This is a genomic window from Kitasatospora sp. NPDC085879 (assembly GCF_040686255.1).
GTDB lineage: Bacteria > Actinomycetota > Actinomycetes > Streptomycetales > Streptomycetaceae > Kitasatospora.
On record NZ_JBFBJZ010000097.1, the window covers coordinates 1 to 18,097 of the forward strand.

General features: G+C 70.4%; 23 protein-coding genes and 1 pseudogene. 15 read left to right on the top strand and 9 right to left on the bottom strand.

Annotated features, from left to right (window positions below):
- A partial coding sequence (locus AB0P35_RS37975) for a hypothetical protein (protein ID WP_363520321.1) occupies nucleotides 1-278 on the bottom strand: 278 nt, incomplete at its 3' end.
- 119 nt (nucleotides 279-397) lie between these two features.
- Here AB0P35_RS37975 and AB0P35_RS37980 point away from each other — a divergent pair.
- Nucleotides 398-662: pseudogene (locus AB0P35_RS37980) on the top strand (IS3 family transposase); the annotation flags it as partial.
- A 92-nt stretch (nucleotides 663-754) separates the two neighbouring features.
- On the opposite strand, the gene AB0P35_RS37985 reads toward AB0P35_RS37980, so the two are convergent.
- The gene (locus tag AB0P35_RS37985; RefSeq protein ID WP_095877686.1) at nucleotides 755-1,465 is read right to left on the bottom strand and encodes a response regulator transcription factor; all 711 of its coding nucleotides are present in this window, start codon (nucleotides 1,463-1,465) and stop codon (nucleotides 755-757) included.
- Nucleotides 1,462-2,679, bottom strand: a complete 1,218-nt coding sequence (locus AB0P35_RS37990) for a histidine kinase (protein ID WP_095877685.1) — start codon at nucleotides 2,677-2,679, stop codon at nucleotides 1,462-1,464. Before AB0P35_RS37990 ends, AB0P35_RS37985 begins: the two co-directional genes overlap by 4 nt.
- A 224-nt stretch (nucleotides 2,680-2,903) precedes the next feature.
- Here AB0P35_RS37990 and AB0P35_RS37995 point away from each other — a divergent pair, with 224 nt between their 5' ends.
- Nucleotides 2,904-4,373 carry a nitrilase-related carbon-nitrogen hydrolase gene (locus AB0P35_RS37995; RefSeq protein WP_363520325.1) on the top strand — a complete coding sequence of 490 codons (1,470 nt, stop codon included), beginning with the start codon at nucleotides 2,904-2,906 and terminating at the stop codon, nucleotides 4,371-4,373.
- Nucleotides 4,374-4,478: 105 nt separating this feature from the next.
- Here AB0P35_RS37995 and AB0P35_RS38000 read toward each other — a convergent pair whose 3' ends face one another.
- On the bottom strand, nucleotides 4,479-4,646 hold the full coding sequence (locus tag AB0P35_RS38000; protein WP_179419763.1) for a hypothetical protein: 168 nt from the start codon (nucleotides 4,644-4,646) through the stop codon (nucleotides 4,479-4,481).
- Here AB0P35_RS38000 and AB0P35_RS38005 point away from each other — a divergent pair.
- The gene (locus AB0P35_RS38005) at nucleotides 4,632-4,805 is read left to right on the top strand and encodes a CsbD family protein (RefSeq protein ID WP_306454479.1); all 174 of its coding nucleotides are present in this window, start codon (nucleotides 4,632-4,634) and stop codon (nucleotides 4,803-4,805) included. The genes AB0P35_RS38000 and AB0P35_RS38005 overlap by 15 nt on opposite strands.
- A gap of 105 nt (nucleotides 4,806-4,910) precedes the next feature.
- On the opposite strand, the gene AB0P35_RS38010 is transcribed toward AB0P35_RS38005, so the two are convergent.
- Nucleotides 4,911-5,357 (bottom strand): MarR family transcriptional regulator, encoded by a 447-nt coding sequence (locus tag AB0P35_RS38010; RefSeq protein ID WP_095877683.1) that lies wholly within the window; start codon nucleotides 5,355-5,357, stop codon nucleotides 4,911-4,913.
- 90 nt (nucleotides 5,358-5,447) lie between these two features.
- Here AB0P35_RS38010 and AB0P35_RS38015 point away from each other — a divergent pair, with 90 nt between their 5' ends.
- The 3 genes from AB0P35_RS38015 to AB0P35_RS38025 are packed head-to-tail and all read left to right on the top strand — an operon-like array spanning nucleotide 5,448 to nucleotide 7,543.
- Nucleotides 5,448-6,182: an SgcJ/EcaC family oxidoreductase gene (locus tag AB0P35_RS38015; protein WP_363520329.1), complete on the top strand. Its 735-nt coding sequence runs from the start codon at nucleotides 5,448-5,450 to the stop codon at nucleotides 6,180-6,182.
- Nucleotides 6,179-6,751 (top strand): SgcJ/EcaC family oxidoreductase, encoded by a 573-nt coding sequence (locus AB0P35_RS38020; protein WP_257019586.1) that lies wholly within the window; start codon nucleotides 6,179-6,181, stop codon nucleotides 6,749-6,751. The genes AB0P35_RS38015 and AB0P35_RS38020 overlap by 4 nt, the downstream gene beginning before the upstream one ends.
- 12 nt (nucleotides 6,752-6,763) lie before the next feature.
- Complete coding sequence (locus AB0P35_RS38025; protein ID WP_095877681.1) at nucleotides 6,764-7,543, top strand: SDR family NAD(P)-dependent oxidoreductase; 780 nt, start codon at nucleotides 6,764-6,766, stop codon at nucleotides 7,541-7,543.
- A 277-nt stretch (nucleotides 7,544-7,820) separates the two neighbouring features.
- Here the strand turns inward: AB0P35_RS38025 and AB0P35_RS38030 are convergent, their stop codons facing one another.
- The gene (locus AB0P35_RS38030) at nucleotides 7,821-8,390 is read right to left on the bottom strand and encodes a hypothetical protein (protein ID WP_095877680.1); all 570 of its coding nucleotides are present in this window, start codon (nucleotides 8,388-8,390) and stop codon (nucleotides 7,821-7,823) included.
- A gap of 182 nt (nucleotides 8,391-8,572) precedes the next feature.
- On the opposite strand from AB0P35_RS38030, the gene AB0P35_RS38035 reads away from it, so the two are divergent.
- The 4 genes from AB0P35_RS38035 (at nucleotide 8,573) to AB0P35_RS38050 (ending at nucleotide 10,534) form a co-directional block, all read left to right on the top strand.
- Entirely contained in the window at nucleotides 8,573-9,007 is a 435-nt protein-coding gene (locus AB0P35_RS38035) for an Hsp20/alpha crystallin family protein (RefSeq protein ID WP_095878127.1), read from the top strand.
- Between the two features lie 55 nt (nucleotides 9,008-9,062).
- Nucleotides 9,063-9,485 (top strand): STAS domain-containing protein, encoded by a 423-nt coding sequence (locus tag AB0P35_RS38040; protein WP_095877679.1) that lies wholly within the window; start codon nucleotides 9,063-9,065, stop codon nucleotides 9,483-9,485.
- Nucleotides 9,486-9,767: 282 nt separating this feature from the next.
- Nucleotides 9,768-9,893, top strand: a complete 126-nt coding sequence (locus tag AB0P35_RS38045) for a hypothetical protein (protein ID WP_257019585.1) — start codon at nucleotides 9,768-9,770, stop codon at nucleotides 9,891-9,893.
- A 182-nt stretch (nucleotides 9,894-10,075) separates the two neighbouring features.
- On the top strand, nucleotides 10,076-10,534 hold the full coding sequence (locus tag AB0P35_RS38050) for a hypothetical protein (RefSeq protein WP_095877678.1): 459 nt from the start codon (nucleotides 10,076-10,078) through the stop codon (nucleotides 10,532-10,534).
- Between the two features lie 33 nt (nucleotides 10,535-10,567).
- Here the strand turns inward: AB0P35_RS38050 and AB0P35_RS38055 are convergent, their stop codons facing one another.
- Nucleotides 10,568-11,032, bottom strand: coding sequence for a J domain-containing protein (locus AB0P35_RS38055; protein WP_363520336.1), 465 nt, complete (start codon nucleotides 11,030-11,032; stop codon nucleotides 10,568-10,570).
- 304 nt (nucleotides 11,033-11,336) lie between these two features.
- On the opposite strand from AB0P35_RS38055, the gene dnaK reads away from it, so the two are divergent.
- From dnaK to AB0P35_RS38075, 4 genes are all read left to right on the top strand, one after another.
- Nucleotides 11,337-13,190 (top strand): molecular chaperone DnaK, encoded by a 1,854-nt coding sequence (dnaK, locus tag AB0P35_RS38060; protein ID WP_363520339.1) that lies wholly within the window; start codon nucleotides 11,337-11,339, stop codon nucleotides 13,188-13,190.
- Nucleotides 13,187-13,822 carry a nucleotide exchange factor GrpE gene (grpE, locus tag AB0P35_RS38065; protein WP_363520342.1) on the top strand — a complete coding sequence of 212 codons (636 nt, stop codon included), beginning with the start codon at nucleotides 13,187-13,189 and terminating at the stop codon, nucleotides 13,820-13,822. The genes dnaK and grpE overlap by 4 nt, the downstream gene beginning before the upstream one ends.
- Before the next feature lie 152 nt (nucleotides 13,823-13,974).
- The gene (locus tag AB0P35_RS38070) at nucleotides 13,975-14,439 is read left to right on the top strand and encodes a phosphoribosyltransferase family protein (RefSeq protein WP_363520345.1); all 465 of its coding nucleotides are present in this window, start codon (nucleotides 13,975-13,977) and stop codon (nucleotides 14,437-14,439) included.
- Nucleotides 14,440-14,645: 206 nt separating this feature from the next.
- The gene (locus AB0P35_RS38075; protein WP_363520347.1) at nucleotides 14,646-15,191 is read left to right on the top strand and encodes a hypothetical protein; all 546 of its coding nucleotides are present in this window, start codon (nucleotides 14,646-14,648) and stop codon (nucleotides 15,189-15,191) included.
- Between the two features lie 6 nt (nucleotides 15,192-15,197).
- Here the strand turns inward: AB0P35_RS38075 and AB0P35_RS38080 are convergent, their stop codons facing one another.
- Complete coding sequence (locus AB0P35_RS38080) at nucleotides 15,198-15,872, bottom strand: transposase (RefSeq protein WP_363520350.1); 675 nt, start codon at nucleotides 15,870-15,872, stop codon at nucleotides 15,198-15,200.
- A gap of 427 nt (nucleotides 15,873-16,299) precedes the next feature.
- On the bottom strand, nucleotides 16,300-17,100 hold the full coding sequence (locus AB0P35_RS38085) for a maleylpyruvate isomerase family mycothiol-dependent enzyme (protein WP_095877673.1): 801 nt from the start codon (nucleotides 17,098-17,100) through the stop codon (nucleotides 16,300-16,302).
- A 548-nt stretch (nucleotides 17,101-17,648) separates the two neighbouring features.
- On the opposite strand from AB0P35_RS38085, the gene AB0P35_RS38090 reads away from it, so the two are divergent.
- A complete protein-coding gene (locus AB0P35_RS38090; RefSeq protein WP_363520352.1) occupies nucleotides 17,649-18,011 on the top strand; it encodes a transposase in 363 nt (120 codons plus the stop codon).
- The last annotated feature ends 86 nt before the right edge of the window (nucleotides 18,012-18,097 follow it).

Sequence of the window (18,097 nt, forward strand, 5' to 3'; positions counted from 1 at the left end):
CTGTCTCTGCCGTCGTCCCCGCCGTGGGCTCGGCCGTCGAGGTCGGCGAGCAGCACCGGTTCGTGCGTCGCGGCCGCGCGGATGTCGGCGACGAACCCGGCGGTGTGGTCGGCGGGCCGCCAGCAGCGCGTACAGCCCTGCTTCTTCGGGAATCTGGAGCGGCACGCAGCCGCCAGGGCCTCGTGCGGGGTGTCGAACCCGAACGGCGCTGGTCCGGTCCGGCCGCGGTCGGACCGGACCAGCGCAAGGGGTGGTGTATGCCCAGCAGGACGCCACACCGTGGCCGCCGGTCGGCCGCTGTCCTGGGCATCAGGCGCGCTGTTGTCACAATGCGCCGGAATCCCCTTGACGTAGCGTCACCATCACGCTCGTAGCGTTCATCGACGAGCACCTGGACCGCTTCGGCGAAGTCGAGCCGATCTGTCGTGTCCTCACCGAGCACGACCGCAAGATCGCCCGTCCACCTACTACGCCCACCACAAGCGCCGGCAGGCACCCTCGGCCCGCACCGTTCGCGACACCGAGCTGAAGACCCTGATCCAGGAGGCATACGACGCCAACTACCGCGTCTACGGCGCGAGGAAGATCTGGCGGCACCTGAACCGCAGGGCCATGTCGTGGCCCGCTGCACCGTCGAACGGCTGATGCGCGAGCTCGGCATCACGGCGCCGTCCGAGGAAAGAACCGATTCGCATCACGGTGGGTAAACCCGAGGATGGCGGCGATGGTGCAGCGGTGCGGGCCAGTGCGGGGGTCAGGTTTCGGGCGGCATTCGGGTGGTTGCGAGGAGTCCCGTCCTGTGGGCGAGGACTGCGGCCTGGACGCGGTTGTCGAGGCCGAGGCGGGTGAGGATGCGGTTGACGCGGCTTTTGACGTTCGCCTCGGTCAGGTCGAGGGCTGAGGCGATCCGGGCGTTGGACAGGCCCCGGGCGACCAGCACCAGTACCTGGAGTTCACGCTCGGTGAGCAGGTCGGTTGGCGAGCGTTCGTCCGGTGAGGGGGTGGGAGGGCTGGGGAGGAGCGCCGGCGGTAGGGCGGTGATGGTGCTGATGAGCCGGCGCGTGACGCTCGGGGCGAGTACGGGTTCGCCGTCGGCGGCGGCGCGGATGGCGTGGGCCAGTTGGTCGGGGGTGCTGTTCTTCAGCAGGAAGCCGCTGGCGCCGGCGTGCAGGGCCGCGTGTACGTACTCGTCGAGGTCGAAGGTGGTGAGGACGACGATGCGCGGGGCCGGTCCGGGGCCGGGCCAGGTGGTGGTGATGCGCCGGGTGGCCTCGACTCCGGTCTTGCCGGGCATGCGGACGTCCATGAGCACGACGTCGGGCTGGAGCTCGGTCGCCAGGGCCGTGGCCTGTTCCCCGTCGGATGCCTCACCGATGACGGAGAGGCCCTCACGGCGGTCGATGACCAGGCGGAGTGCGGTCCGGACGATCTCCTGGTCGTCGGCGAGGAGCACTCGTACGGTCATGAGGTCGTCTCCGCCGGCTGAGGTGTTCTCGCGGACAGGACGGCGTGCAGCCGCCAGCCGCCCTCGGTACGCGGTCCGGCCTCCAGCACGCCGCCGAAGGTCGTGACGCGTTCGCGTACGCCGATGAGCCCGCGGCCGGATCCGGGGACGGGCCGGTGGCCCGGTGGGGCAGGGTCGTTCTCGATCTCGATCGTGAGGGACGAGTCGTCGCCGCGCACGGCGATCCGTACGTCGACCGGTCCTGCGTGCTTGAGCACGTTCGTCAGTGCTTCCTGGATGATCCGGTAGGCCGTCACCTGCATTCCTGCGGCAAGGGTGGAGAGTGCCCGGATCTCCACTTCGGAGGCCACCCGGCAGCCCGCCGCGTGGGCGGCGCCGATGAGGTGGTCGAGATGGGTGAGGGACGGCTCGGGCGTGAGCTCCTGCTCCCGGGGCGACAGCAGCCCGAGGATGCGCCGCATCTCGATGAGCGCGGTGTCCGCGGTCTGCGCGATGTGGCCGATGCTCTTCCCCGCGAGGAGCGGATCGTCCTGCATGACGTCCTCGGCGGCGCGTGCCTGTAGGGCGATGGCGCTCACGTGGTGGGCGACCACGTCGTGCAGGTCGCGGGCGATGCGGGCCCGCTCGGTGATCACCGCCTGTCGGGCGTTGAACTCCTGCTCGGCTTTGAGACGCTGGTTCAGGTGGCGCAACCGGTGGGCGTCGGTGCCGATCCGCTGCCGGCCGTATCCCAGGGCCCAGGCCAGAGCGAAGAAGAAGCAGAACGTCGTGGCGCTGACCGGCTCGACCGATCCGAGCTGCGGAGTCTGCCAGTGTCCGGTGAGCGCATCGGTCGCCAGGGCTACCGCGAGGCAGAGCAGCGTGCCCGGGAGACTCCTGGAGGCCGGTGTGTAGCGGGCAACGGCATGGATGCCGATCATGAGCAGGAACGGCCCGGGTATCTTCCCCTGGATGGGGCTGAGCCACTGGAATGCCACGTACAGACCGGTCATGGCCGCCAGGACGGCTCGGGGGCATGTCCGTCTCCATATCAGCGGGACGGTCTGTGCTCCCCACAGCGCCAGGCCCCAGCCGGGCGGGGCGGGTCTGCGGTCGAGCAGCGTGGCGATGTCGAACAGGGTCAGCCCGCAGCCGAGCGCGACGTCCACGAGTCGTGGACGGTCGGCGATCCGTTGGTGGGCGGCTCGTACGGCCGCCGTGGTCCTGGTCATCATCTCCGGTGTCAGGCTAGACGAAGCATGGAGGTGGGCGGATCCTCCCTCAGGCGCGCATCGATAGTTGCGCCGCGGCGCGGGAGATCGCCGTTCGGACCGAGGCGGGCCGGGGTGGCGCTCTCCTAGCGTGATCGTTCATGACGGATTATCAGATAGCAGGCTTCCGCAGTACCTTCTTGGGGAGGCGCAGGGCTTCGGGGCGGGCGGCGCGGTGCGGTCTGCTGGTGCTGGGCACCGGGTCGGCGCTGTTCGCGGTGGGCGGGCGCTGGGACATCGCGGCCGCGGCCTGGATCTTCCCGGTGCTCCTGCTGCGCTTCTCCCGCCTCAGCCCCGTGTGGTCCGGGGCACTGTGGGTCTGGCTGGCCCACGGCGCCGCCGCGCTCTTCTGGGTTGGGGAGTCGGAGATCGGCTTCAGCCCAATGGTCCTGGTGGGCGCGATCGGTATCGCCGCGTTGCAGACGCTGCCGTTCCTGGCCGACAGACTGTTCGTCGGTCGGTTGCGTCCGTGGATGGCTGCTCTGACCTTTCCCGCGGGCGTCGGCGCCACCGAGTTCCTGATCACCTTGCTGTCGCCGTTCGGCACGGCCTACAGTTCCCTGGCGGTCACCCAGTACGGCGATCTTCCGCTCCTGCAGGTCGTCTCGATCACGGGCCTGTACGGCATCGGCTTCCTGGTCGCCTGGTTCGCCGGCGCCGTCAACGGGATCCTGGATCGGGCCGGGGGGTGGCGAAGCGGCGTGCTCTGTGTGGCCGTGCTGCTGACCGTCGTCCTCGGCGGCGGCGCCCGCCTCGCCCTCACGTCAACAGTGGGCCCGACCGTACGGGTTGCCGCAGTCAGCCCCGACCGGGCCGTGGCCGACGCGCAGCACGCCGCGCTCGGACGGATCCCGGGCGGCCGCGCGGGCGTCGCCACCGCGCCCGCGTCGGACGTGGAACCTGCCATGACCGCCGTGGAGAACGACCTGCTGGCCTCCACCCGACGTGAGGCCGCAGCCGGAGCGAAGATCGTGATCTGGCCCGAGGAGGCCGTCAGGACGCAGGAGTCCAACGAGGCCGCAGTCATCGCGGCGGCGCGGGATCAAGCCCGCCGGTCGGGCATCTACCTGGAGATCGGACTCGGCGTCTACAGCTCAGTTGGACCTGCCTACGGCCGGGACGAGGCGGTCTTCATCGACCCCCACGGGGACGTGCTCTGGACCTACCAGAAAGCCCATCCCATTCCCGGCTCGGAGAAGTTCCGGCCCGGCGACGGCCGCGTGCCCGTTGCGGACACTCCCTACGGCCGCATCGCCAATGTCATCTGCTACGACGCGGACTTCCCCTCCATGATGCGGACCCGCGCGGACATCATGCTCGTGCCCGCCCACGACTGGAAGGCGTACGGGAGCGCGCACACCCGGAAGGCGAGCCTGCGCGCCATCGAGGACGGCTACTCGCTGGTCCGCCAGGACTCGGAGGGCGTCTCGGCGGCCTTCGACAACAGCGGCCACGCCCTCGCCACCACCGACTACTTCACAACCGATCAGCAGACCATGGTGGCGTACGTTCCCACGCGCGGCGTCACCACGATCTACGACCGCATCGGCGACACCTTCGCCTGGCTGTGCCTGGCGGCCCTCGCCGCACTGGCCGCCACCGCCCTGACTCGTACGCGGCGGCCCACCGATCACGGCCCGGGGACGGCAAACCACTGACCGTCAAAGCCGGGGAGCGATGGCGATCGGCACCCGGCGGGCCCGGTACACCCTGCGCCGGGACCCCGCCGGGGCTCGCGGTACCTCGTCCGGGCCCGCGACGGCTCAGGACACCGGTGGATCATCCGGCGGCACCAGCCGCATCTCATTGCGCAGGGAGTCGTGGAAGATCGGCTCCCCGCAGCTGGACTCCGGCGGCACGATCGGAGTGAGCATGCCGTCCGCGTGCACTGCCCAGCCGATCAGCCGGTCACGCGAATGGAGATCAGTCATGACAAGAAGGCCGCTCACAAGGCCGAGGAAGTCAAGGGGCGGGTGAAGAAGACCGCCGGCGCCGCCACCGGCAACCGCAGCCTGGAGGCCGAGGGCCGCGCCGACGCCAGCCAGCACCTCGCCCGCCGAGTCGGCCCCGGAGGCATCTGGGTCAGCTGAGAGCCGCCTCCGAAGGAGACGCCGCACGCCGTCACGCCCACTAACCAACACCGCCCGGTCGCGCCCGCCGCTCTTGGCAGAGCGCAACGGCGCCGCGTCGGCGCTTCAGTCGGCGTTGTGGGTGCGCAGCTGCTCGGCGGCTTCCTGGTAGGCGTCGGTGGCGCGGGCGAAGTAGTCGAAGAGGACTTCGAGCTGCTCGGGCGAGTAGCCCCTGAGGAGCTCGCCGATCCGCTGCCGAGCCGGGGCCATGACCCGGTCGAGGTCGGCGGGCTTGCCGATCGGTTCGACGATCACCTTGCGGCGGTCTCCGGGGTCCGGGGCTCGGCGCACGTAGCCGGCCTGTTCGAGGCGGTCGATGAGGCGGGTGGTCGGCCCGGTGGTGAGGCCGGTGCGGGTGCCGAGCTCGCCGGGGGTCATCGGGCCGGTCAGTTGAAGGATGTTCAGCGCGTAGAGGTCGGTGGCGCCGAGCTCGCAGGCCTTGGCACTGGCATGGCCGTGCAGCATCACGGCGCTCAGGTACCGGCGGTAGACCTCACTCGCATCGGATGGCACGGCAGGCGTTGACACGGGCTCCTCCACTCCCTAGTCTCTTCCTTAGCGAAGAGAAATCTTCGACGAAGCAACTTCTTTAAAGAAGTTATCATGGAAGGGGAGACCATGAGCACCGTCACCACCACCGAGGCGACCGACCCGACGGGCGAGCCGACCGACCTGAAGAGAGCCCCGACGAGCACCGGGAACGGCCGGCGCACCAACCGTCGGCGCACCGTCAAGCGCGCCCGCGGCATCACCGCCCTCACCCTCGCCGTCGTCGCGGCCGGCGGGTACTTCTGGCTGGACGCCACGTCAGACGTCCGCAACCTCGGCCAGACCGACTGCACCGCCGTCACCCCCGCCGTCACCGCCACCCCGGCCGGCACGCCCACCACCGACGATCACCGTGCCGTCTGCGACACCATCCGCGCTCTCACCGACGCCTGGGGCCGGGGCGACGCCACCGCTTACGGCGAGCAGTTCACCGTCGACGCCACCTACACCACCTACGTCGGCAGCCACTACCAGGGCCGCCGCGACATCGCCGACGCCCACCGCGCCCTGTTCGACGGATTCGTCAAGGACACCAAGCTCGCCGACTCCTTCCTCGGCATCCGCTTCTACGGGCCGGACACCGCCGTCGTCACCAGCCGCGGCGACACCTACAAGGGCAGTACGCCCAAGAAGCCGTCCGAGATGACCAAGACGCAGTCCTACATGCTGGTCCGCCAGAGCGACCACAGCTGGCGCATCGCCGCCTTCCACAACACCCAGCGCCAGAACGTGATGGAGCGGCTCTCCTTCCTCTGGGACTCGGCGACCATGCCCGAGGCCGAGAAGTGACCGACCGGCTCCGCCCGCACACCGGCACCCCGCGCCTGCACGCCACCACCACCGCACACCCCAACCCGGAGGACGACACCATGACCGCCAACCACCACACCACCGCCCCCCGCGCGACCGACGCCGCCGCGATCCGCGCCCTGCTGGAGCGCGGCGCCGCAGCCTGGGCCGACGGCGACGGCACCGCGTACGGCGCCTGCTTCACCGAGGACGCCACCGACGTCACCTACGTCGGCACCGTCTACCACGGCGGCGAGGAGATCGGCCGCGCTCACCAGGCCCTGTTCGACAGCTTCCTCAAGGGCACCCGGCTGATCCTCGACATCACCGACCTGCGCTTCTACAGCACCGACGCGGCCGTGGTCGTCACCCGCGGCGACGTCCGCAAGGGCGGCACCCCGGAGCAGGACGGCAAGCAGGGCAAGCTCGGCAAGCTCGCCACGTACACGGTGGTGCGCGAGGCCGACGGCCGGTGGCGGATCGCCGCCGTCCAGAAGACCCAGCGCAAGCCCCTGATGGAGGCCGTCTCCTTCCGCTTCCAGCCGGCCACCCGACCCGCCGCGAACTGAGACGCAGCCATCATGACCACCACCCAGCCGACCGCCGCGGCACCCCGGCCGTCCGACACCGCCCACCGCCCCACCGCCCTGGTCACCGGAGCCAGCGCCGGCATCGGCCGCGCCTTCGCCCGCCGCCTGGCCGCGAGCGGCCACCGGGTGATCGCCGTCGCCCGGAACGAGGAGCGACTCCAAGCCCTGATGGCCGAACTCGGCCCCGGCCACGACCACCTGGCCGCCGACCTCGGCGACCCCGACGGCCTCCACAAGGCCGCCCAACTCCTCGCCGACCGACGCGTCCACCTCCTGGTCAACAACGTGGGAACCGCCACCACCGGCCCCTTCGCCACGACCCCACTAACCCACGCCCACGAGATGCTGCGCCTCAACTGCGAGGCCCTCGTCACCCTCTCCCACGCCTTCCTCGCCCAGGCCCGCCCCGGCGACGCCCTGCTGAACGTCTCCTCCACCCTTGCCCACACCCCGCTGCCGGACCTCGCCGTCTACAGCGCCACCAAGGCGTTCGTCACCGCCTTCTCCGAGGCAATCTGGTCCGAGCACCGGGCATCCGGCATCCACGTCCTCGCGCTCTGCCCGGGCATGACCGCCACCGAGTCGCAGTCGCACGACGACGCACCGGCCGCCCTGGTGCAGACCCCCGAACAGGTCGTTGACACTGCCCTACGCGCCCTGCGCCGCCGCAGCCGCCCCACGGTCGTGCCCGGCACGGCCAACCGCCTCCTCCTCGCCGCCGCCCGCACCCTCCCCCGCCACCGCACCCTCACCGCCCTCGCCCGCACCTGAACCACCCGCACGGGCGGCGTCCTGCGGCCGGTGTCCTGCCGTCCATACGCGGGCCGAGCATCCTTCTACCACTGTGGCAGCCACACCCGAAGCCGCCCCAACACCTCGCACGCCGGCGGTGGAGGCTGCGGAGCGCACCGTCGTGCCGAGCCGCCCATGCCTCCACCGTACGCCGAAGGCCGGAACCGTCCCGGTGACCACGGGAGCTCCGCTGCGAGACGTCGTGCCAGGGCAGACCGCTGGTGCGGGGCACTGTCCGGGGAGCCGGATCCGCCTATCAGGTGCGGTGTTGGTCGCTGTCGCGGCGGAGCTGGTCGGCGTGGCGGACGAGCGCGTCGATCCGGGCGGCGAGGTCCGGCCGTCCGGGGGCGAGGTGCGGGGCGAGCGCCGCGAGCGGTTCGAGCAGCAGCGCGGCGTCGTCCGCGCCGAGCGCGGCGCGCAGGGTCGCGAGGTGGCGGCGGGTGCCGTAGGCGGCGGTGTCGAGGGCGGCGATCTGGGCGGCGAGGCCGCGCAGCGTGGTGGGGTTGCCGCGGGCCCAGGCGGTGACGCTGCGTTCGGCGGCGCGGCGGTCGCGTTCGGCCCGCACTCGTTGGTCCTGCGTCGTTCCGGGGGCGCCGGCGCTGTGTCGGGTGCGCAGATAGCGGCGTTCGGCGGCCTGGCGGCTGCCCACGCCGAGCGGTGCGGACAGGTCGGCCCAGGTGGCGCCCGCACGCCGAGCGGTCTCGACGAGGTGCGGCTCCCACTGGTCAAGCGCCTGTCGCAGCTGCCGCATGGCCGCGAGGGCGTGCAGGGCGCGGTCTGCGGGGTCGGCCGCGGCGTCGGGGCTTGCGGTGACGGCATCGGCCATGGCCGTCAGGGCAGTCAACAGCGGCCGTGCCGCCTCATCCCCGGCGGCCGGCGTCCTGGGTGCCGATGCCGTCATGGTCCACACTCACAAGGGGCCTTGTCATCCGATAGACGACATGCTACAACGTTCGTGAACGATACGTTCCGGTTGTTCCCAACCCGGACCGTGTGGAGGTGTTCACGATGCTGATGCGCACCGATCCGTTCCGTGAGTTCGACCGCCTCACTCAGCAGCTCCTCGGCACGACCGGCACCTGGTCGCGGCCGTCGGCGATGCCGATGGACGCCTACCGCTCCGGCGACGAGTACCTCGTGGTCTTCGACCTGCCGGGCGTGACTCCCGAGGCGGTGGACATCGACGTCGAGCAGAACGTGCTGACGGTCAAGGCTGAGCGCCGCCCGGTCGCCAAGGGCGACGACATCGAGATGGAGGTCTCCGAGCGGCCGCTGGGCATCTTCTCGCGGCAGCTGTTCCTCGGCGACACCCTGGACACCGACAACATCCGCGCCGACTACGAGGCCGGTGTGCTCACCCTGCACATCCCGGTCACCGAGAAGGCCAAGCCCCACAAGATCGAAGTCGCCGGTGTCTCCGACCGCAAGGAGATCCAGTCCTGACGCGGTGAGCTGCTGGTCGGCGGAAGACAGGTGGACTCGAAGGGAGGGATAAGCGATGGCCGCCACCTGCGTCCCGGAATGGCTCCCGGCCGAGGGTGCGGGCTTCGACGGTCCCCGCACCGCGGCTGCCCCGTCTTTCGGGGCGGCCGTGGTGCCGCCACCCCAACCGGACGGCGGAGTCACCGTGGTGACGGCGCACGGGGAGATCGACATCGCCACGGCCGACGCGCTGCGCGCCCGACTGGTGGCCGCACTCTCCCGCCACGGGCACGTCGCCGTCGACCTCGCCGAGGTGACCTTCATCGACTGCGGCGGCCTGCGCGCCCTGACCGGGGCCCACCAGCTCGCCGTACGCACCGATCGGCGGCTGACCCTGCGCACTCCGAGCCGGCCCGTAGCGCGGCTGCTCGCGCTCACCCGGCTGGATCGCGAACTCGCCGTCGAACCCGAAACCAGGAGCGCCACTCCCGCGCAGTGATGAGGAGGGTCTTGGTCATGGGCGTCTCCCGCGACGACTTCCTGGACGAGGTCGCCGAACGCGGCATCCAGGAGGAGCAGCGCAGGGAACATCTGGTCCGGGTCGTCCTCGGGCTCCTCGGGGAGCACCTGGTCGGCCCCGAGCGGCTCGACCTGGCGGGATGCCTTCCCGAGGAGTACGCCGCCATCGTGCGCGACGCGCCGGTCGCGGACCGGCCGCTGGCCCGGCGACCGGTTCGTCACCGCCGTCGCCGCATGGACCTACGCCACGGACGACAGCGCGTTGCGCGGTGTCACCGCCGTACTCGGTGCCGTCGCCGAGCTCGCAGGCGAGGAGCTGACCCGGCGCCTGATGCTCCAGCTGCCCGGCGACTACGACATCCCGTTCGGCTTCTCACGGCGGGCTTGACCCGCAGGTTCCCCGCGGGGGACCGCGGAGCCGAGGCCGCACGGTTGCACGCCGCTGCGCTCGCAGCCCCACGCTTGCCTCGCCCGAACAACTTTGCCCACCGTGGAGCAGCGGCGACCGGGCCCGATTCGGACGGCGTCGCGTGATCGGGTCCATGGAGTGGAAGGGTGGGAGAGGGAACGATGGCGGAGCTGATCGTCGACGGTGACGCGCTGGTGGTCCACCTCGGGTGGTGGGAGCGGGCGGTCGTGCGGCGCCGGCAGGTACGGGTGCCGCTGGAGGCCGTGTCCAGGATCCGTATCCGTCCGGATCCCTGGCAGGCCGTGCGGGGCGTTCGCGAACGCGGCCTGCTGGTGCCCGGCGTGCTGTGTGTGGGTGTGTGGCGCCATCTCGGCGGGCGGGACTTCGTCTCGGTGCGCCTGCATCAGAACGCGGCGGTGTGTGTCGAGCTGCGCGACCCCGCGCCGTTCGCCCGCATCGTCGCCACGCCGGCCTATCCGCAGCAGACAGTGGCCGCCCTTCGGACCGCGGAGAGCCGGGCGGCCGCAGCCGACGCCCAGGCACAGATCTACGGGACCGGGCGCGGTAACCCCGGCCGGCCCGTGCGTGTACCACCGCGCGGCCGGCTCCAGCCTGTGTGATGCACCAGCCTTGGATTAGACGATCATGCCTTGTCAGGGCCACAGGTCGATGTCGCCCAGGTGCCACAGCACCCACCGGGCGAGGTCGACGGGCTTGGCGGCGGCCCCTGGAACCACCACTCGGACCGGGCCGACCCGCAGGTCGGGGCCGGGCGGCCACGGCCCGATCCGGCCGAAGTCCTCGGGACCGGAGTGCTCGGCGGCGATGAACCGGGGCTCGGTGTGGTGGACCCGCACCGGCACGCTCCGGGCTGACGGGCGATCCGGGCCGGCTGGAGGCGTGACGGACGACTCTGCAGTCTGGCGGTGGTTGAACCGGGCGTCGTAGGCGGCCCGCCGATCGGGATCCCGGAGCACCTCATAGGCCGCGAGCACCTCGCCGAGCCGTTCCGCCGATGGCCGTTGCGCGGGACGGCTGTCAGGGTGCAGCGCGCGCACCAGCGCGCGATAGGCCGACGTGATCTGGCGCGCGGACGCCGAGGGATCCACCCCGAGCACCGCGTAATGATCAGGCCGGGCTCGTTGCGCTGCCACGGGACGCTCACCTCCTCGGCGCCGACGCACCAACACACGGGCGCGATCTCCGGAGAACTGATTCCTCTGTCACCTGCCTAGAACCAAGACGTGCACCTGTCAAGGTGCTTCGAATCGCCCATGGCGCCCAGCCGGTGCGCACCGGGCTCGCGAGCCGATCGCGACACCCGGAACGACCGGCAGCGATACTTGACACTGGCTAACTCAAGTTTTATGCCTCTATATAGAGCAATCTATGAGATGTAGGGACTTGAAGAGGAGGTCGGAGATGTCACGCGCGGTCGGAATTGACCTGGGAACGACGAACTCGGTGGTGTGCGTCCTAGAGGGCGGCGAACCGTCCGTCATCGCCAACGCCGAGGGCGCGCGCACGACCCCGTCCGTGGTGGCGTTCGGCAAGGGCGGTGAGGTGCTGGTCGGCGAGGTCGCCAAGCGCCAGGCAGTGACCAACGTGGACCGCACCGCCCGCTCGGTGAAGCGGCACATGGGCGAGAGCGACTGGCGCTTCCCCGAGCACGGCGACGTGGACGGCAAGCGGTACACCGCGCAGGAGATCTCCGCGCGGGTGCTGCAGAAGCTCAAGCGGGACGCCGAGGCGTACCTGGACGAGGACGTGACAGACGCGGTGATCACCGTCCCGGCGTACTTCAACGACGCCCAGCGCACCGCGACCAAGGAGGCGGGCGAGATCGCCGGCCTGAAGGTGGCGCGGATCATCAACGAGCCCACCGCAGCCGCCCTGGCGTACGGGCTGGACAAGGAGAGCGACCAGACGGTGCTGGTCTTCGACCTCGGCGGTGGCACGTTCGATGTGTCCCTGCTGGAGATCGGCGAAGGTGTGGTGGAGGTGAAGTCCACCTCCGGTGACACCCACCTGGGCGGCGACGACTGGGACCAGCAGATCGTCGACCATCTGGTCAAGCAGTTCAAGAACGGCTACGGCATCGACCTGTCCAAGGACAAGATGGCCGCGCAGCGGCTGCGCGAGGCGGCCGAGAAGGCCAAGATCGAGCTGTCCGCGGCGACCGAAACGACGATCAACCTCCCGTACATCACCGCCTCCGCCGAGGGCGCGCTGCACCTGGACGAGAAGCTCACCCGCGCCCAGTTCCAGCAGCTGACGGCCGACCTGCTGGAGCGGTGCAAGGGCCCGTTCCACAGCGCGGTCAAGGACGCGAAGATCAAGGTCTCGGACATCGACCACGTCATCCTGGTCGGCGGCTCGACCCGGATGCCGGCCGTGACCGACCTGGTGAAGGAGCTGACCGGCAAGGACCCGCACAAGGGCGTCAACCCGGACGAGGTCGTCGCCGTCGGCGCCGCGCTCCAGGCCGGTGTGCTGAAGGGCGAGGTCAAGGATGTCCTGCTGCTGGACGTCACCCCGCTGTCCCTGGGCATCGAGACCAAGGGCGGCATCATGACCAAGCTGATCGAGCGGAACACGACCATCCCGACCAGGCGGTCCGAGGTGTTCACCACCGCCGAGGACAACCAGCCATCTGTCACCGTGCAGGTCTACCAGGGCGAGCGCGAGATCGCCGCGTACAACAAGAAGCTCGGCATGTTCGAGCTGACCGGCATCGCGCCGGCCCCCCGGGGTTTGCCGCAGATCGAGGTCACCTTCGACATCGACGCCAACGGCATCATGCACGTCGGCGCGAAGGACCTCGGCACCGGCAAGGAACAGAAGATGACCGTCACCGGCGGCTCCTCCCTCCCGAAGGACGACATCGACCGCATGATCCGCGACGCCGAACAGCACGCCCAGGAGGACCGGCGCCGCAAGGAGGCCGCCGAGACCCGCAACCAGGGCGAGCAGCTCGTCTACTCGACCGAGAAGCTGATCGCCGACAACGCCGACAAGATCCCCACCGATGTGAAGTCCGAGGTCGAGACGGCCCTCGCCGACCTGAAGGAGAAACTCAAGGGCGACGACACCGCCGCGATCCGCACCGCCACCGAGCGGACGGCCACCGCCGCGCAGAAGATCGGCGCCGCCCTCTACTCGCAGGCCGGCGGCCCGCAAGCGGCAGCCGGCACCGGCCCGACGCAAGGTGGAGAGGAGGAGGTCGTCGACGCGGAGATCGTCGATGGCGAGGAACGCAAGGGAGGTGCCGGATGAGCCCGCGCACCGGAGGCGGGCAGGGCGACAAGCCGCCGATCGTCATCCACGACCGGCGGCGCATCGACCCGGTCACCCTCCAACCCAGACAGCCCGACCCCGACACCGAGGAGCACCCCGGACACGGCACCGTCCTGGGACAACCGGACCGGGCGGCGAAGCTGGAGAAGCAACTCGCCGAACGCACAGCAGACCTGCAACGCCTCAAGGCTGAGTACGACAACTACCGCAAACGCACCCAGCGTGAACGAGCGCAGATCCGCGAGGCCACCGTCGCGGAAGTCCTCGCAGGACTGGTACCCGTCCTCGACGATCTCGACCGGGCACGGGAACACGGCGAGCTCACCGGCGGCCTCCAGGCCATCGCCAACACACTGATCTCCCACCTCACCGGCTTAGGCATCGAATCCTTCGGCACACCGGGAGAGCCCTTCGACCCCACCCGCCACGACGCCGTCGCTCACCAGGAGTCCCCGGACGTCGATCGACCCACCTGCACGGAGATCGTGCGCCCCGGCTACCGGCTCGGACAGCGGCTCCTGCGCCCGGCCCAGGTCACGGTCACCGCGCCGAGCCTGGCGGAAGATCGAGGTGCTGAGCCTTCGGGGCCGGCCCTCCCGGAACCGGGCTGATCACGCAGGGCGGGCAGGGAATGACGCGCCACCGGTGGCCGGCCGCGCCCCGCGCCCGTCATGGCCGAACCCGCGGCGCCACGAGGGAAGCGAGGGTGGAGCACCCGGCCGTTTCTCGCAGGGGCCGGGTACGCCGAACAGTGGAGGACGAGATGTCCGCATGGTTCGCCGATCGCCGGGACGCGGGCCGCAGGCTGGGCGAGCGTCTTCGGGACCTGTCCGGAGGGTGGCCGGCTGATCCGATCGTGCTGGCCCTGCCGCCCGGCGGTGTCCCGGTCGCGGTGGAGGTCGCACGCGAGCTTGGCGCGCCGATGGATGTCCTGGTGGCCCGCCCGGTCGGCGCGCCGGGCCAGCCGGATGCCGTGGTGGGTGCGATCGCAGGCGACGCCCCGCCGCTGTTCGACCGGCGCGCCCTCAAAAGCCTCGGTCTCACACCACGTGATCTCGACGCCGAGGTCACCCGCGCACGCGCCGAACTCGGCCACCGCGAGCGCCTCTACTGGCAACACCGCCCCGCGCCACCCCTGAAGGGACGGAGCGTTGTGCTCGTCGACGACGGCCTCACCATCGCACTGACGGCACGCGCGGGGCTGAGGTTGATTAATCACACAGCGTGAAACGGAGGTCGTCTCCTTGTCCCGAAGATCCCCATGTGGGTGACCAGCTCGAACACTCCCGGAAATGATCACCGGAGGTAAAACGGCAAGCTGAGAGGTTGTTGTCTTTCCGGGCTTGAGGACTGCGTTCTCGCTGGTCAGACATAGGGTCGGCGGTCTCGTGGCAGTGGTGACGTGTCGTGTCGTTGCTTTGGTGGAGGTCGAGGATGCCGTCGGTCGTGGGACTGCTGGAACAGCGTGAGCTCACCGCTCGCCGTCGTGTCGACGATCTGCGGGAGGAGGCCGACCGTCTCCAGGCGGAGCTGGCCGTGGCTGAGCGGGAGTGGAACGAGTGGGTCATCGCCCACTCACGCGTTGGCGAGGTACTGGCCCCGGGCAACGACGCCGTCGTCGGCCCCGCCGCCTCCGAGGGTCTGCCGGCTCCCGGTGTGCAGCCGGCGCGGCCCGAACCGGCGGAGGCGGCGAAGCCGAAAACAGTGGTGCCGGTGTGGCGCGCGGGGCTGGCCTGGTCGGCGCTGTCGGTGGACTACCATCGAATCCTGCAGGCCCTCAGCGACCGTAACCGACTCGGTCAAGGAGCTTTGACGTGCCAGGAGATGGCCGCCTGCTTCGGCCTGGACCCCGTACCGGGAAAGGTGGAGGCACTGCGATCGAAGGCCAAACGGCTGACGGCGCGCGGCTGGCTGATCGAGCCGGCACCTGGCCGATTCACGCTCGCGAAGGACGTGGCCGGGCAACGCGGCGGGTCATGAGCATCGTCATCGACCAGTAGACCATCGCCTCCGCGCTGGCGATGGAAAGTCGCGCACGAGACGGCGACTTCGCATCAGGTGGGCGAAGAACCGCTCGACGATCCAACGCTTGGGCAGCACGACCAGGGCGAGGGCCGCGAGGCAGTACTCGACGAGGGTGCCGGTGTATCCGCCGTCGGCCCAGACCAGGGCCAGCAGGTGGTGCGCGGCAGTGACCTGGGTGAGCAGGACCTGGGCCGCGGCGCGGTCGCCCACATCCGCTGCGGTGACCATCACCGCGAGCAGCAGGCCAAGGGTGTCGACCACGACGTGCCGCTTGCGCCCGTTGATCAGCTTGCCGCCGTCGAAGCCGCGGCTGTCAGAGCCGACGACCGCGTCCGCTTTGACCGACTGCGAGTCGATCACGCCCGCGCCCGGCCCGCTCGCGGACCAGGCGGTGGAGCCGGTCGTGGAACTCGCGGACCAGATCGTGGTTGCGCCAGCGCCGGAAACACGCGTAGACCCGGTCCCAGGTGGGAAGTCGGCAGGCATGGCCCGCCACTTCGTGCCGTTGTCTACCAGGTAGCGGACCGCGTCCGGCATCGCGCGGTGGCAATAAGCCTCCGGTTGCCCGCCCCGGCCCCGCAGCCAGCCCGGCACCGGCAGCAGTGGCCGGACCACCGCCCGCTCGGCGTCCGACATGTCGGTGGGATACCGACGCTCGCGCGCCCGTGGTCTCTGGCGTTCCCGAACCTGTGAGCCAGACAGTCACACGCGAGAGTGGCTGAAGTGGACCCCACTCCCGCGTTGCCGTAGAAATGCGACAACAGCGACTCCTGGACCGCACGTTGGATTCAACACCCTTCGATCTACCAAGAGGCCCTGCTCACATGCACGGCAGCCGCCGCAGTCACCCGATCGACTGACTTCTCGACGAGATCGGGACGACGGCAGTCGCGTCGCTTCTCGTGATCGCTGGGACGGACAAATTCGCACTGCCATCCAGGTAGACGGTCGGCTTGGTGACGCCCCGCGCCTCGCGGGTTTGAGCCCGGTGCCGCGACTGACGAACCTGGCGAAGAGTCGTGTCCTACCGGCTCGAGGCGCGGCCAACCGCCCCCGCTACGTCCTACTTCTCCTCCGGCTCCCAGGCGCGGAGCAGATCGAGCAGCCCTGCGTCTCCGTCAACGTGCAAGGAGTCGGCCTGGATCCGGTCGTACAGGTAGAGGACCAGCTCACTGGCCGTGCCGTGGACGGAGGCGCCGGCTGCGTCCGACTCTTCGCCGGTCGCGGCGGTGGACGCGGGGATGCGGGTGATGCGTGCGCCGTCGCCGTCGACGGTGAGGCGCCAGGAGCGGCCCTCGGCGGCGTGGAAGTCGAAGGCCGTGGGCTTGTGCGGCCAGGCACTCGGCGTTGCGCAGACGGTGAACAGGAACTCCTCCACACCGTCGAGTGCCAGCTCGACCGGCAGCGGCTGCAGGGAGCCCCCGGCGAGCTGGGCGTCGTAGGTGTGCACCGCGGTCTCCTGGACCCGGTGCCGGGCGGTGCCGCCGGCGGTCTGCGGTGACTGCGACGCGGGCCACCACGTCCAGCAACCGCTCTCCGGTCCCGCCGCGCGCAGGGCGCCCAGCAGAAGCTGCGTCGACGCGTCCAGCCAGGCCAGCAGGGCCTCACGCTCCTGCGGCACTTCCAGCGCGGCGCGCGCGGCGACGGCCTCGGCCGGGGGAGCGTCGGCAGACCCCGCGCCGACGATGGCGGCCCAGAAACGGTCTCCCCCACCCAGGTGCTTCACCAGATCGAACAGCGTCCACCCGGGGCAGGTCGGCACCTGCGCGTCGAGACTGGGCGCGGCGGCGACCACGGCGCGGAAGGCGGTCGACCGTTCCTCGATCAGTCGCAACAGGTCAGGGAACTCAAGATTCTTTTCCACGCCGGATGTCTATCACCGTGCTCCGGTGATCGGACAGCGATTTTCACAGTCGCCGCCGGTTGGCCATTGCGGACGTCCTCGCCTCCCACCGCTCGGGTGACAAGCTGCGCACTGCTGCGAGGACGCTGGTGGTGGCGGTACGCCAGGCGTCGTGCTATGGGGGCTCCGGCCTCGCCGTGCGGCCGGGCACCTCGGCGACGTGACGTCCACCCGGTGCGCGCGGTCATGCTGCCGCTCGATGTGATGGACGCGGAGGTCACGATGGCGGGGGAGGACCGGCCGGGTCGGGAGTTCAGGTGACTCCCGTTCGACCAGCACTCCTCAAGTTCGGAACAACAACAGCCACTCAGCTTGCCGTTTTACCTCCGGTGATCATTTCCGGAGTGTTCGAGCTGGTCACCCACATGGGGATCTTCAGGACAAGGAGACGACCTCCGTTTCACGCTGTGTGATGTCGAGTCGCACAGTGGTCACGGAGGTCGTCGGTGTCGAGTGTGGTCCCTGAAGCTTTTCGTCGGCAGGCTGTCGCGGAACTGTCGTCCTTTCGAATGGACTTGTACGCCGCGATGTCCCGCCGCGCGGACGCCCTGTTCGAGGTGTCCGACGCGTTGCTGTGCGCCGACGGTCCGGTCCGCGCCTTGGTCGAACCGGCTCTTGCGCCCGAGCACCGGCGCTCGCACGGCTCCCTGTACGCCGCCCTGAACCGGGGAGACCTCGACGTGGGCCGCCTGCGGTGCGCGATCGCGGCCCGCAGTCTGCCGCGCGGCCCGGGCGGGCGGATCGTGCTCGCCGTCGACGTTTCCGCGTGGCTGCGACCGGACGCCGGGTGCAGTGACGCCCGCTCCTTCTGCCACACCTACGGCCGACGCGAGAACACCCACGAGATGGTGCCCGGCTGGCCGTACTCCTAATGGGCTGCGAAGCCAGTGGACCGCTTCCATACTCCTGGTCCAGCGAGACCTTGACGAAGACTGCGGCCACGGGCTTCCTTCGGCGG